The sequence below is a fragment of the Faecalibacterium sp. An192 genome, assembly GCF_002160175.1.
Lineage (GTDB): Bacteria > Bacillota > Clostridia > Oscillospirales > Ruminococcaceae > Faecalibacterium.
The window spans coordinates 1-13,525 of sequence record NZ_NFKB01000064.1; the positions used below are offsets into that span (position 1 = coordinate 1).

The 13,525-nt window shown below is 50.8% G+C and carries 12 protein-coding genes; 2 read left to right on the forward strand and 10 right to left on the reverse strand.

Annotated features, from left to right (window positions below):
* Nucleotides 1-426 precede the first annotated feature (426 nt).
* The 9 genes from B5F27_RS14250 to B5F27_RS14290 form a co-directional block, all read right to left on the reverse strand.
* Nucleotides 427-1,329 (reverse strand): sugar phosphate nucleotidyltransferase, encoded by a 903-nt coding sequence (locus tag B5F27_RS14250; RefSeq protein ID WP_087368775.1) that lies wholly within the window; start codon nt 1,327-1,329, stop codon nt 427-429.
* A gap of 48 nt (nt 1,330-1,377) precedes the next feature.
* Nucleotides 1,378-2,079 (reverse strand): sugar transferase, encoded by a 702-nt coding sequence (locus B5F27_RS14255; RefSeq protein ID WP_087368785.1) that lies wholly within the window; start codon nt 2,077-2,079, stop codon nt 1,378-1,380.
* 209 nt (nt 2,080-2,288) lie between these two features.
* Nucleotides 2,289-2,999 (reverse strand): hypothetical protein, encoded by a 711-nt coding sequence (locus tag B5F27_RS14260; RefSeq protein ID WP_087368776.1) that lies wholly within the window; start codon nt 2,997-2,999, stop codon nt 2,289-2,291.
* 1 nt (nt 3,000) lies between these two features.
* Nucleotides 3,001-3,780: a CpsD/CapB family tyrosine-protein kinase gene (locus B5F27_RS14265; RefSeq protein ID WP_087248362.1), complete on the reverse strand. Its 780-nt coding sequence runs from the start codon at nt 3,778-3,780 to the stop codon at nt 3,001-3,003.
* Entirely contained in the window at nt 3,777-4,556 is a 780-nt protein-coding gene (locus tag B5F27_RS14270; RefSeq protein WP_087368777.1) for a Wzz/FepE/Etk N-terminal domain-containing protein, read from the reverse strand. Before B5F27_RS14270 ends, B5F27_RS14265 begins: the two co-directional genes overlap by 4 nt.
* Before the next feature lie 17 nt (nt 4,557-4,573).
* Complete coding sequence (locus B5F27_RS14275) at nt 4,574-5,593, reverse strand: LCP family protein (RefSeq protein WP_158098256.1); 1,020 nt, start codon at nt 5,591-5,593, stop codon at nt 4,574-4,576.
* Nucleotides 5,590-6,309, reverse strand: a complete 720-nt coding sequence (locus tag B5F27_RS14280) for a CpsB/CapC family capsule biosynthesis tyrosine phosphatase (protein ID WP_087368779.1) — start codon at nt 6,307-6,309, stop codon at nt 5,590-5,592. Before B5F27_RS14280 ends, B5F27_RS14275 begins: the two co-directional genes overlap by 4 nt.
* A gap of 1 nt (nt 6,310) precedes the next feature.
* Nucleotides 6,311-6,499: a hypothetical protein gene (locus B5F27_RS14285; RefSeq protein ID WP_087368780.1), complete on the reverse strand. Its 189-nt coding sequence runs from the start codon at nt 6,497-6,499 to the stop codon at nt 6,311-6,313.
* 833 nt (nt 6,500-7,332) lie between these two features.
* A complete protein-coding gene (locus tag B5F27_RS14290; RefSeq protein WP_087368781.1) occupies nt 7,333-8,058 on the reverse strand; it encodes a hypothetical protein in 726 nt (241 codons plus the stop codon).
* Nucleotides 8,059-8,821: 763 nt separating this feature from the next.
* Between B5F27_RS14290 and B5F27_RS14295 the strand changes: the two genes are divergently transcribed.
* Both B5F27_RS14295 and B5F27_RS14300 read left to right on the forward strand, forming a co-directional pair.
* Nucleotides 8,822-10,090 (forward strand): RecQ family ATP-dependent DNA helicase, encoded by a 1,269-nt coding sequence (locus B5F27_RS14295; RefSeq protein WP_087368782.1) that lies wholly within the window; start codon nt 8,822-8,824, stop codon nt 10,088-10,090.
* Complete coding sequence (locus B5F27_RS14300; RefSeq protein WP_087368783.1) at nt 10,080-11,171, forward strand: hypothetical protein; 1,092 nt, start codon at nt 10,080-10,082, stop codon at nt 11,169-11,171. The genes B5F27_RS14295 and B5F27_RS14300 overlap by 11 nt, the downstream gene beginning before the upstream one ends.
* A 107-nt stretch (nt 11,172-11,278) precedes the next feature.
* On the opposite strand, the gene B5F27_RS14305 is transcribed toward B5F27_RS14300, so the two are convergent.
* The gene (locus tag B5F27_RS14305) at nt 11,279-13,108 is read right to left on the reverse strand and encodes a recombinase family protein (RefSeq protein ID WP_087368784.1); all 1,830 of its coding nucleotides are present in this window, start codon (nt 13,106-13,108) and stop codon (nt 11,279-11,281) included.
* Between the last annotated feature and the right edge of the window lie 417 nt (nt 13,109-13,525).

Here is a 13,525-nt window from a genome sequence, read left to right on the forward strand (position 1 = left end):
ACTTGGACCTTGCTTTATACCAGGCGTTTGCTGCCGTTACTTCTTCGGACTGTCGTAACTGGTTTGCTTGTGCCGGTTATTGTTGATATTTTATGGGGTTGCTCTAGAGCCAGATCTCTCATTTCATTCTCAAATTCGAGTAGCCCTATTTTGTTCAGTTCATTATCCAAATAACTGCGATCCATATTGTTTTTCACTTCATTACAGATATATATTTCATAAAATCTACCAAACGACCAATTTATTTTCCTTAAAAACCCACTATAATGTCACATTTTCATTTTTTTACCGTTTTTCTCGAATTCACAAATTTGCAATCCAGAACCATCTGTCTAGCAAGTATTTTCTCGTACAAGAAAGCCCGGAAAGCAGTAACTTTCCGGGCTTTTAAAATCCAACTATGTGACTGCGACAGCCTTTAAAGAATCACAGATCCGAAAACAAATCGGCTTTGTACACTCCGGCGGCCAGCATCTGGTAAAAACTTTCTTTAACAGCTGCCACATCCTCTTTGTAGGTCATTCCATACCAGGTGTCATCGGTCTTAAGGACCTTCACCTGCATCTTTCCCTGTGCAAGCAACTCTCCAATAAAGGAAGGAATCAGATACTCGGCTTTTAAAGGATTGGCTAAAACTTCTTTCTGGAAGAACTCAATAAAGCCCAGTTCTAGCTCTTTCAAGAAAACCGGGGTCAGGCCCCACATATTCATAGAGACCAGAGAATTCAGATCCAGAACCGTGCCGTCAGCTTCTGCACCAGATTCAGTTTTGACAATATTCTTGGTTTCCACCACTTTGGTCAAGTTGCTGTCTTTATCCATCGCACAGATGCCGCGTGTAACGCCGCCATTGTCCGACAGGGTGTTCTTTAGAACAAAACCTGCCATGCAGGCCTCTCCTCCAGACACCAAATATTCATGAACGGCCCGGAAGCCTTCTTTTCCGTAATAATCATCCGCATTGATGACCGCAAATGGAGTATTCACTACATCTTTTGCAGCCAGCACCGCTTGACCAGTACCCCAGGGCTTGGTCCGCCCCTCAGGGAACTCGCCCGGAATGTCGTGCAGATCCTGGAATGCATAATCCACGGTTACACTATGTGCGGAGCAAACAGCAGTGATTCGATCCCCGATAGCCTCCCTGAACTCTTTTTCAATGTCCTTGCGGATCACAAAAACCACATGATTAAAGCCGGCCTCGATGGCATCATGGATGGAGTAATCCATAATAATGTGACCATTGGCATCCACCGGCTCCAGCTGCTTGATGCCTCCTCCAAAACGGGAGCCAATACCAGCTGCCATAATGAGTAATGTTGTTTTCATAAAATATTTTCCTCTATCATTTACCGTTCGCCAATTTACACCAAATAATTACTCACCGTACATTTTAAGTACTGCAACAACGGTCAGAATAATCAATTTCCAGTCCAGCCAAAAACTGCGGTCCTGTATGTACTTGAGGTCCAGATCCATCCACTCATCAAAGGTCAGTTCGTTGCGGTTAGGCTGAATCTGCCAGTAGCAGGTAAGCCCCGGCGTTACATACAGCCGCTGCATTTCATATTCGCCATATTCGGCAACTTCGCGAGGCAGAGCCGGGCGGGGACCTACAATGCTCATGTCCCCTTTCAGGATGTTAATCAGCTGGGGCAACTCATCAATGCTGGTCTTGCGGATAAAACGCCCCACCCGAGTGATCCGGGGATCATTCTTCATCTTAAAGACAGGGCCATCCATCTCGTTCTGTTCCAAAACTTCATGCAGCTTTGCTTCTGCATTAGGAACCATGGAACGGAACTTATAGAACTTAAAAACTTTGCCATCTCGCCCCACCCGGTTCTGAGAGAAAATTGGACTAGCTCCCGGACTATCGATCCAAATAACCAATGCTACAATCAACATGGGAATAGCCAATACAATCAAAGCCAGCAACGAAAAGAAAATATCCTGTGCGCGCCGTCCCACCCAGTAAAATCGCTTCGTCCTCAATATTTCATCGCGGTCAAACCAATAGGCTTTTCTCTGTGGTACAGCGCTGGCTACTGCCGATCCCTGCCGGGAGTCAACTTCCATTCCTCTCTGCATTTCAATTTCTATAGATCGCATTCATACCCCTCAAATTCTCTAAATCGTCCAATAATCATTGTAAAAAGGCGCAAAAGAATAAAGGCTGCTCTCTTTGCGCGCTTCATTGCGTTCAGAAAGCAGCCTTTACATCTATTCCGATAGCCTTCAGACCGGCCGCCCTAGTCCAAAAACTGTCACTCTAACTATATTTCCTCTTATGCCTGCACGCGGGCCATAATCATGACAGGACCCGAGCTGTAGACCGTCAGGTAGACTACACCGTTTACTACACGGACCGGTACCACGCGGGAATTACCGTTTCGATCCCAGCAAATAGCAACAACCTGTGTACCATTCGCCACACCAGGCACAGAAATAGCAACCTGAACACTGCCGCTCTCGGAAATCACAGCCTCTGCACTGGGAGAAGCTGCCACATCGTACAGAGCAATCGGCGTATAGGCATTGGCACTTTCCCCCACAGAAGCTTGGAACTCTGCCGCAGCTGCAGGTGCAGTAGAAGTCAGCAACTGTTCGGTGGACTCGGCAGAAGTCACCTGATTGTACAGATTATTCAACTGCCCGTTGGCCGCATAGGTTAAACCACTCCCGGTAGGAGTCCCCGCCAGCTGTTCGCCGGTAGCGCCAGGGTTAGCTGCATCCACAGCCGCGTTCGCAGCCAGCGTTTCAGAAACCGGTGTCACCTGAATAACAGGGGAATCTGCATCCTGAACCTGAGAACCAGTAGGCGTAGTCACAGTGATCGTAGAGCCAGTCGAAGTAGTAGTCGTCTCCTCTGCAACGCCTACTTCACTCTGGGTACGGCTGGGATGCCACTCGATAGCCATAGCCTGGCCGCCCATCACAGCTGCCATAGCTGCAACCAGAGTTACGCTGGTCAAAGTAACTGCCAATTTCTTTTTCATATTACTTACCTCCATTGTCGTCTTTTTTATCGCGGGAATGACCACGACCGTAGCCATGACCATGGCTGCCATATTGATAGCCGTTCTTGTAGTAGTAGCTGGAATGGTAATAGCGATGGTAATAGGCACTGGAACGATTGTTTACATCAACCCGGTTAAGTACAACACCCAAAAGCGGCGTTTCTGTCCGTTTCAGCATCTGAACGGAGTTCTCCACAATTTTTCGGGATGTATCCCCGCTGCGTACTACTAGAACACTTCCATCACAGTGCCGCGTAATGTTCAAGGCATCTGCCACACTCCCCAGGGGAGGTGTATCCACAAGGATATAAGAGAAGTGCTGCTCACAGTATTCCAGCATCTTGGCAAAGTTGGGGCTCTCCAGAAGAATGGTAGGATTCGCAATAGCCGAAGTAACCGGAATCATATAACCGTTCGGTATATTCGTCTTGTAAATCACATCTTGGATTTCCGCTTGTCCTGCCAGATAGTGGGCTGCCCCAATCAACTTTTCATTGTTGGTGCTACTGATACTGTACTTCCGACGCATTTCAGAATTGCGAAAATCACAATCCAGCAGCAAAACCGGAGCGCCAACCTCTGCCATCATCTTCCACAACTGCAGCGTGATGAAGCTTTTCCCTTCATTGGGAACGCTGCTGGTCACCATAATGGTCTTGATCTGTTTTCCGCAAAACCCAAGGTTAATTCGAAGCTGATTCAAAGCCTCCGTCACGTCAAAAGGAAGCTCAGGTACTTTTTTAATTTCCAGTTCTCTCATTTTGCTCCCTTTCTTTTTAACAGCCTGCCCTTCTTATCCTCCTGATTGAATTCACCCAAATCTGCCTCAGGAATGACAGCCAGAGGCTGAACGCCAAGATAGCGTGTCACATCATCCGGGGTCACAAAGGTATCATTCATCAGATAACGCAGAACCAGAACACCGCAGCAGAGCACCGCCCCGACAAGACCACCTAAAACCAGATTTTTGGCATAGCTTGGACTAGCCTTATAGGCAGGCGGGATCGCCTCTTCCACCAGATTCGGCTCATCCGTCTCCATAATATCCGGCAGGTAAATGCAAGCCTGATTCACCAGTTCGTTGGCGATATCTGCTGACTCCTGAGGATCCGGGCTGGTCACTGTGATCTTTAAGATGCGCGTATCGCTGGTGTTAGTAATGGAAATCATGCTGGAAAGTACACTTGTGCTCATGTCCAGATCAAGATTTTTAATAACATCCTCCAGCAACGGCCGGCTGAGCATCAGTTCCTGATAGTCTGCCGTCAACTGCGCGCCAATCTGCAGATCCGTCAAGTTGACAACTGAGTTATTGGAGGCAGACACAATGTAAATACTGGACGTAGCCTTGTAGAGCGGTGTAACCAGAAAATAGGTATAGGCAAACGCAATGGCTGCACCTGCGATCAGGCAGAGAATAATCTGCCATGCATGTCCCCACAGGACATAGAACAGCTCAACCAAATCAATTACATCGTCATCATTCTGCCTCTGGGCAATCTGCGCTTCCGGTTGATTGATGGCTTGATTTTCCATGATTTTCCTTTCTTCTCTTAAATTTCCTCATAAAACAACTGCAGAATTGTTTGCTGCAGGCTGTCTTCATCCAAATAGTAGGCCCAGTAACCATCCTCTACGACGTTTTCTCCGTCAATGGTCAGCAAAGGCAGCTCTGTATAGGATTTCAGACGGTCTGCGATGTCTACCGCCGTACCGCTGGCAATATCCGTGATCACATAGTCAGACAATTCTTCGTAGGCAGTCACCGCAAAGTCCGAATCCATATCCTTGACTTGTTCCTCAAATGCTTTCAGGAACTGCCGCTGGCGGCCCATACGGGCCAGGTTGGTCTGGTCGTCCACATTCTGGCGGGTACGCACGTACTCAAAAGCCTGCTCACCGTTCAGGGTGATGGTCTCCCCTTCCACCAGGGTGGGATCCACAGCCGAGAAGTCAGAGGTAACCGTAAGGGTCACGCCACCGATCAGGTCCACCAGAATCCCAACGCCGCCCATATTCAGGGAGAAATACCCATTGATGGGCTGGTCATCCAGCATCATGGAGACAGCAGTAACATTGTTTTCGCAGCTCTGCTCCCGACCGTTGCCGTAAGCATGGGCCAGAGCAATCTGCTGTACAATGGTATAGGGCACGGTGCCCATCATGCTGATGACCGGCACCTCCACCATGCTGTCACGGTTGATCTGCAGGACCTGCCAGGTCTTGGCCTCATCATCCAGTACCAGCAGCATCTGAGCATCAGCCTGACCGCCAGCAATATAGCTTTGGGTACCCACTGCCGGTCCCATCTCGTCGATGCCCAGGAACAAGTAGCTCTCAATCTTGGGTCTTTGACGGTAGGTTTTTCCCTGGTAGGTAACTTCTTTCAGCTCTGCCTCGGTCCGATGGTCGTTGGTCGTGTAGCTGTCCGCAGCCTCTACCTGGTATTTGCTGTCCTCCCAGCGGCTCAGAGCATAAGCTCCGCCTCCCAGGGCAGCACCAGCCAGAACCACCACGCCGGCAGCCTTTAAAAGGTCGCGCCGGCTGATTTTTCTTCTTCCGTATCGACTCATGGAACCACCTTTTCTGCCGCAGGCTGAATCAGCCATGCAGCGCTCTGGTCCATTTTGGCAAGAAAAGCTTCTCCCAGCTTCTGGGCTACCACCTTCCTGCCTTCCGCCAGATTGGGTGGACGGGTCGTAAGATTATGGCAGTCACTGCCCAGCAGCGGGTATCTGGTCTCCTGCAACAGTTTCAGGCCCAGCCTGCGGGTACGCCAGCGCATCAACGTTCTGGCATTCACCTGCAAAGCCACCGGAAGATCTTCCAGTTCCCGCAGTCTCCAGACATTGCCTTTGCTGGCACAGAACCGTTCCGGATGCACCAGAACCACATGAAACCCTCGATCCAGCACCAAAGCAGAAACCTCTTCGACCTGAAAGTCATTCCACTCGGTAAAGGGCATTTCCAGCATCAGGGTTTTGGTCCTTTCGATGCAGAGCCTTTCCAGGCCAGCACGTTCGCTGATTCCAGAGAAGAAAGCCACCTCTGCCGCCGGGATGATCCGCGGCAGCCCACCAGGCAGAACCGCCAGCAGCTTTTCCAGGGCTGCTGCCCTCCGCTCGCAGAAGGTTGTAATGGAGTTTTGATCTACATAATAGTGGGATGTGGCACAAACCGCCTCAATTCCCTGCTCTGCCTGCTGGCGGAGCATTACAAAGGAAGTATCAACGTCCGGGCTTCCGTCATCCATGCCAGGCAAAATATGGCAATGCATATCAACCAGCATTCTATGGCATCTGTCCTTTCACCTGCAAAGAATCAGCAGAATGGATCTGCATTTCTTGTGCATTTACATATTGAAAACCAAATCCATTTTTCATCCAAAATAAGAACTCGAAATATACAAGGCCGCGATTCAGCCATCCAAAATCCGGTATTCTTTTTATCGAAGCTTTATCCACTTCTCCTATCTTCATTTCAGGTTTCCGTAGATTCTCTGCTCTTATTTTTTGACGATTCAGTGACCTTCATCTAGAAAATGAAGGTTCTTTTACAGAATTTGGTACTTCTATATTTTAACATGAAGCACCGTTGAGTTCAATAGAAAAAGCCATTTTATTTATCATCCAAATTTTCAATTGTGAGAAAAATTTGTCCACATTTCGTCGAATTGTAGTGAAATTATGAAAAATCACTATGTAATGTAATCAATTGCAGAATGGATGTAATAAATGACACTTCAAATTCAGGGGGATACAAAAAATGTCAAAATATGGAGAAAACATTCACCAGCACAAAGATGGCCGTTAGGAAGGACGTTATATTAAAGCGCGAACTGCCGAACGCAAGCCAGTATGGGGGTATATTTATGGTACTTCTTACAAGGAAGTTCATGAAAATTTGATCCAAAAGAAAGCCGAAGCTAACTTTTTTCAGTTGTCAGTGAAAAAGGCTCTGTTTTCTGAGCTTTCTCTTCAAAAATCAGGTACACCTTCTTCCCGATTACACCGCGGCCTCAAAGGCTGAAACACAAGAGACAATCTCTACACCCAGTGTTTCTCTGATAAAAACAATGCGAGGGCCAGCTCGTGGGAGCCGGCCCTCGCAGAGGGACCCTATCTTTCGTGACGCAAAAGTTCTTTTGTTTTGGTGCGATCAACAACAGAAGGAATAGTGGTTAATTATTCCCCTTTGTCGCCACATCGGATGGGTTATTTACCCGGGCCCTGAGCGGTCTCTTGCTCAAGGTCCCTTATATCACGCCCAGCCATGGTGCTGCCAGGGGTGTTATAAGTAAAATCAGACCAAATTACTGGTGGGTAGAGGTACGGACAACCTGGATAGCCACAAAGGTCACGTCAGGATTCTCGGCGCCAACGTTGCCAATGATAGTGCTGCTATGGGTAACATCGCAAACGCTCACAGAAACCTCATAGCTGAAGTTGAAGTTGCCGCCAGCCTGCTCAAAGGGCAGGTAGTTCTTCTCAACAGTGTACTGATAAGAAGAAACCGCATCCTGAATAGCCCAAGCGATCATCTCATTGCGAGCATCATCGCCAATCTCATTGGACACAACGTAAGCCTGAACAGCGACAGCGTCATCCAGCTTAACGCTCTGGCCAGCGTTGATCTCAACACCCAGCAGAGTATCGTTAGCGCCAATATTGAAAATGGTCTCACCAGCAGTTGCATCAACAGCCTCATCCAGCTCGGTGACCAGGTTATTGTTGGTCACAGCCTGCAGCTGACGGTTGAAGAAAATGTTGCCAGCCAGAACCTCAGGCACGCCTGCGAACTGAACAGCATACTTCAGATCAGCATCCAGATCAGCGCTGTCCTTGAAGGTAACATACTCAGGGATATCAAAGTCGTTGTCCTCGATGCGAGCCTTAACATCAGCAGAAACACCGCTGGTGGTCACCTCGACGTTCTGATCACCGTCGTCAGGATTTGCAGGAGTGTTGGAGCAGCCAGCCAGCATGCTGACGGCCAGGATGCCGGCCAGTGCCAGAGAAACAATCTTCTTGAGCTTCATAATGAATTTTTCCTCCTTAATGGTGTAAAAAGATAGAGATCCAAAACAGGTTTCAAAGGAAGGTCCTTTCCTTTGTGTGCCTATAATATCATACCCCCCCCGGTGTCAAGACCCGATTTCAAATTTTCCCATTTTTGCTTAATTTTTTATAGTCCAAAATTTCACATTTTGCATAATCCATTTTCTATGCGCATATTCTTCTGTTTTTATTCCGTCCTTATTGCAGGCGTAATTTCTCATGGTCAGCGGTTTTTGTGTCATTTTCGCGAAGCAGTTTGGGCCTGCATCTTTTCTTAAAACGTGAATGTTCGAGAACTTTGCCCCAAGCAAGCTGTGCTTTCCAGAGTCAAAAGCCCGCAGAAAGTTCCCCTTCGTTCGACGCCGGCCTTACATCCTCTCCCCTTTATAGAAAGGCCGCCGTAAAACAAAGGTTAAACGGCAGCCTCTTCTTTTTGCCGTGCTCTTTCTCCAAGGTCTTATCCTATTGTCATGCCATGAATCGAAAAAGAAACACGCCGTCTCCCGTTTCCTCCGTGATACTCTCGATGGATTGACGCCCCATTTTATCCCTATTAAGTATGCACTAACCGACATGTTTTTCCCGGTTTTTCCGGAGAACCCCTCTATTAAGGTAGTTCTCGTGAAAAAGCCCGATTGAGTGAAATCTCAAAAATCGTCACCAAACCCCATTTAAAATGTGATTTGCCTCTTAACGCTAAGATAAGAGCTTGGACTCTATATCACGCTTTAGGAGGTATTTTTTATGAAGACCAGTCTATCCATCCAGTACGCACAGATGCAACTTGGGATTGTCTCACTCCGCAAACATCAGATCAAGCCCATTCAAAGCATCCTGGATCATCGCGACACCCTGGTGATCGCTCCCACCTCGTCCGGTAAATCGGCCATCTACCAGATTGCGGCTTTGACCATGGCAGAGGAAAAGGGTCAGTGGACTCTGGTGGTGGAACCTACCTTGTCCCTCATCAGCGACCAGGTACAGAAACTGAAGAACCGAAAGATCCCTGCCGCATACATCACCAGTCTCAACCACGCAGAGCACCGTCGAATCTACCATGATTTGAGCCGGGGTAAACTCTCCCTCCTCTATATGACGCCCGAGAAGGTAGCCACCGTCGACTTCCAGATAGCAACCCGGGACAATCCTCCCTGGCTGGTGGTGGTCGACGAAGCTCACTGCGTTCTGGACTGGGGTTCCACCTTCCGTCCTGCCTATCTGGAACTGGGCAGGAGGATTTCCTGGATGGCTTCCCAAAGTCACCGGCCCGTGATTGCCGCGTTTACAGCCACGGCCCCTTCCCAAGAGCGCGAGGAAATCACCCAGAGCCTTGGCATGACCAAGCCCTGCCTCTTTACGATGAGCCTTCGGCGTGATAATATTATTATTTTATTAAAGGAAGACTGCACCGGCTGTGACATCAAGTACCGGTTGAAGCGGCTGAAACACTACATCCGCAAGTATGGCAGCACAGGGCAAGTGGTGGTCTACTGTTCGTCGAAGAAGTATGCCGACCTTGTCTTCAACTACCTGGATGATCGGTTCCCCGATAAAATCGCCAAGTGTCACGCCTACATGGACCCGAACCGCCGACAGCGCAACGAGTTGGACTTCATCCACGGCTGTAAGAGAATTATGGTCGCCACCACGGCCTTTGGTATGGGGGTGGATGCAGCGGCCATGCGGCTGGTGGTGCACTTCCAGCTTCCTCTGAGCGTCGTAGATTACTATCAGCAGGTTGGACGTGCCGGCCGTGACGGGCAGAAATCCCATGCGGTCCTGCTCTATGGCGAAGAAGATATCCCCTTGAACCAGTACATCCTGCGCTCCGAACAGTACAGCAAGAGCACCCGCAGCTGGGTCGATCGCCGGCTGAAGGAGATGGCGGAGATTGCCGCCAGCGATGATTGTATCATGCGCCAGGTTGTGGCTGCTCTGGGAGAAGAGGATCCGGTCAACTGCAACCACTGCACCAACTGCCAGAAGGCCCGGAGGTGTAGCCATGAAGATTAAGAAGGTTGACGCCGGCATTCACACGCTGGAACTGTATGCGCTGCGCCTGACATATTCCCAGTGCCAGAAATGTATGGACACCCTGGCCGATCTGGCTCCGCTGAAAGTCCTACGCCGGGACCCGTACAACATCGACCGAACCTTGTTGAGCAACGCGCTGGGTTCTTCAGGCATCCGGCTGATCCCCTGGCAGAGCCACGACTGTTCCAACGGCATTGGCATCATCATCAACCCCAACCTTCTTCTGGACTGCAACTGTTCCCCCATCCAGTTGTTCGATCCCTCCTGGAAATCCTGCGAACGGCTGCTGGAACAGGTTGAGGAAGTTCTCCACACCCTCAAGCTGGAGGACGATCCCTTCCACCGGAACCTGATTGTCTCACCTGAGGAGTTGAGCCTGAGCCAGATGGACCTGACCATGAATCTCTGGTTCAGCAAGGATGCCGATCTGGTGGAAATCATCCGCCTCTTCTCCAAGGGAAACCTCCCCCGAAGTTTCGACCGCCAATCCTGCAGCACGCCCGAGGAAACAAGGCACTGCTTTATCGCCTCCTCCCAGACGGTCACCTTCAAGGCCTACGATAAGGTATACGACCTGAAGCGGTACGGCCGCTGCCCGTTCGAGCTGGAACACAAGAAGATTCTGCGGATTGAGGTGAGCCTCAAGCGGAAATCCTTTCTGGAGAAATTGGAGCTGGATCGGGGGGACGACCTGTATACCATGCTGAGCGTCGGCCATCGATCGGTGTGGCCTGTCCTGGAAAACTACCTCGAGCGGCTGTTCCCCTGTTCGGGCACCCACCGGACATACCAGGAAACCATCCGCCGCATCGACAGCTCCAGCCTGTCCGAGAAGAAAAAAGAGAGAATGACGTACCTGGTAGCGAAAACCAGTGCCGGCACCGGGCTGGACACCGCCCTGAAAAAGATGAAAAAGGAGTTCAGCCTCTCGGACTATCGCACCATCGACGCCCTCTATGATGCCTTTGAAAAACTGGACATCAACCCCATTACCCTCTGCAACAACAGCGACCTTTCAGAAGTCCCCTCGATCCGGAAGATGATCAAAAAGTCCATCTGACGAATGGGCATTCAGCCCCCTTTCAGTAACCTCTCAGAAAAAACACCCGATCAGGCAGGCCTCCCGCCTGCCTGGTTGGGCGTTTCCGGTTTTCAGGATTTCCCGATTCAGATGCTCACGATGATGGTCTTGTCACGCCATTTTTTCCCGAAGAACTTGAGGCCGATCTCCTGACAGTAGTCTCTAGCCTCCTCCCGGGTGATGGTGAAGGTCAGCAGGGGCTGGGGATTGGTGATATGGCGGCTCAGCTGGGTGTCAATCTCCCCATCCTGCCCGGCGCTCTGCTGGTCCCGGTAAAGCTGCAGGGCGATCGCGCTGGGACTCATCCTCTGTTGATCGTCCGGCATATCCCTGGCAAAGTTCAGGGTCCAGTTGAAGGTATCGTCATCCACCACCACGACCTGCAGGATAAACTGCCGGATCACCTCCTCGGCAATGGCCGTCCCCGAAAAATCCACCCACTGGTCCAGGGTCTGGCGAATCTGCTTCATGTCCAGGGCGGATACCGGCATCTCGGCACTCTGGGCCTGCAGGTCCTCCACCTTCTTCTGGAGTTCGGCCAGCTCCTGGGCAGCCTTCCCGTTGTCCTGGAGAAAGACTTCCCGGCTGATCATCCCCAGCGCACACATCTCCCGCAGACCCTCCTGCTTCTTCATCAACTGGGCCTGCTGCTTTTCCAGGGCTTTCAGCAGGGCGGCGGTGTTGTCGCCGCTCTGGGCGGCACACTGCTCAATCATCCGGCAGGCCATCAGGACCGCTTCCTTCTGCTGGCCCCACACCCTCCGGAACACCGTCCGGGCCATCAGGTCGATCTGCCAGGCCGGAATGCTCTTGCTGTGGCAGACCGTGCTGGCATCCAGGCCGTGGGCTTCCAGATAGCGCCGGATCACCTGCCGTTTCTGGCGGTAGCACTCAAAGCCGTAGGCCTTCCGGCCGTCGGCATTGGTCCGCCACACAAACCGCCGAAAGGCCGACCCGCAGCTGCACCGCAGTTTCTCAGTCCAGACCGACTGCGGCTCTTTCCGCATGAACTTCCAGGTCTTGCCGTCGGGGCCTGTCAGGGGGGTGCTCTTTTTCCGGCGCAGGGCCTCGCACCGGTCCCACAGTTCCTCCGACACGATGGGCTCAAATTTACCCTTGACGTAGACAAAATCCTCCTCCCGATGGTTCACCCGCTTCTGGGTCAGGAAGCCATCGCTGCAGGATTTATTGTACCCGATGTACCCTTTATAGGTGGCGTTGCGCAGGATCCGGCCGATCCGCTCCACACTCCATTTCACCTCCCCGTGGGCATTCTCGCACCCCATCCGGGTCAGCTCGGCATAGATTTGTTTATACCCCATATTGTTTATATAAAGCTCGAATATTTTTCGGACCGTGTAGGCCTGCTGGGCATTGATGACATAGTTTCCGTCCACCAGGTCATAGCCCAAAATATTCCCGTTTCCGTAGAGTGTACCGTTCTTCCGGCTGATCCTCTGACCCGCCAGCACGCGCTCGGATATTTTCCAGCTTTCCTCCTGGGCCAGGGTCGCCATCAGGGACAGCCGCAGCTCTCCATCCGAGTCCATGGTCCAGATATTATCCCGAATAAAATACACCTCTACCCCCGCCCGTTTCAACTCCCGGGTGATGGTCAGAGTATCCACCGTATTGCGGGCAAACCGGCATACTTCGCGGGTGATCACCAGGTCAAATTTCCCCTGGCGCGCATCCTCCAGCATCCGCATAAAAGACGGGCGTTTTTCCACCGAAGTACCTGTAATGCCCTCGTCATAATATCGCCCCACGATCAGCCAGTCCTTATGCTGGGCGGCGATTTCTTCATACCATTTTTGCTGGTTGGCAAAGGCCGACAGCTGGGCCTCATGCTCGGTGGAAACCCGGCCATAAATAGCCACCTGCCGGATCCTTCCGGTGTCGAGTCGCTCAAACATTTATCATCCCTCCACAATCAAAAAAGCCCCGCCCTGATCACTTCGACCAGGACGGGGCCAACGTTTGCCCTGCTGTTTTAGCGGGCGTATACAGACAGAATATTATTGTAGGTTTCCTGATTCAGCAGTCCCTGCTCATAGAGTGCCTGGATCAACTTGAGGGCGATCTCCTGGGTTGTCATATCGATCATAAAAATCTCCTTTCCTGATGCCTGTTCCATTCATGACCCGCAGCCCTGCAGGCATACCTTGACCTTGGGTTTATTTTTCTGTTCGGGGGTAAATCAGAAAAGAAAATCCCCTGCTGCCTGAACCGCTCCAGTAAAAGTAGACAGTGAAAAAAGAAGGCCTCCTGTGGTAGAATAAAACTACTACAGGAGGTCTTTGCTATGCCCAGAAAATACAGCCACATTCAGG

Excerpts from the sequence above, each read along its gene's own strand:
- B5F27_RS14250 (WP_087368775.1), bottom strand. The coding sequence starts at position 1,329 with ATGAAAACAACATTACTCATTATGGCAGCTGGTATTGGCTCCCGTTTT.
- B5F27_RS14255 (WP_087368785.1), bottom strand. The coding sequence starts at position 2,079 with ATGGAAGTTGACTCCCGGCAGGGATCGGCAGTAGCCAGCGCTGTACCA.
- B5F27_RS14260 (WP_087368776.1), bottom strand. The coding sequence starts at position 2,999 with ATGAAAAAGAAATTGGCAGTTACTTTGACCAGCGTAACTCTGGTTGCA.
- B5F27_RS14265 (WP_087248362.1), bottom strand. The coding sequence starts at position 3,780 with ATGAGAGAACTGGAAATTAAAAAAGTACCTGAGCTTCCTTTTGACGTG.
- B5F27_RS14270 (WP_087368777.1), bottom strand. The coding sequence starts at position 4,556 with ATGGAAAATCAAGCCATCAATCAACCGGAAGCGCAGATTGCCCAGAGG.
- B5F27_RS14275 (WP_158098256.1), bottom strand. The coding sequence starts at position 5,593 with ATGAGTCGATACGGAAGAAGAAAAATCAGCCGGCGCGACCTTTTAAAG.
- B5F27_RS14280 (WP_087368779.1), bottom strand. The coding sequence starts at position 6,309 with ATGCTGGTTGATATGCATTGCCATATTTTGCCTGGCATGGATGACGGA.
- B5F27_RS14285 (WP_087368780.1), bottom strand. The coding sequence starts at position 6,499 with ATGAAGATAGGAGAAGTGGATAAAGCTTCGATAAAAAGAATACCGGAT.
- B5F27_RS14290 (WP_087368781.1), bottom strand. The coding sequence starts at position 8,058 with ATGAAGCTCAAGAAGATTGTTTCTCTGGCACTGGCCGGCATCCTGGCC.
- B5F27_RS14295 (WP_087368782.1), top strand. The coding sequence starts at position 8,822 with ATGAAGACCAGTCTATCCATCCAGTACGCACAGATGCAACTTGGGATT.
- B5F27_RS14300 (WP_087368783.1), top strand. The coding sequence starts at position 10,080 with ATGAAGATTAAGAAGGTTGACGCCGGCATTCACACGCTGGAACTGTAT.
- B5F27_RS14305 (WP_087368784.1), bottom strand. The coding sequence starts at position 13,108 with ATGTTTGAGCGACTCGACACCGGAAGGATCCGGCAGGTGGCTATTTAT.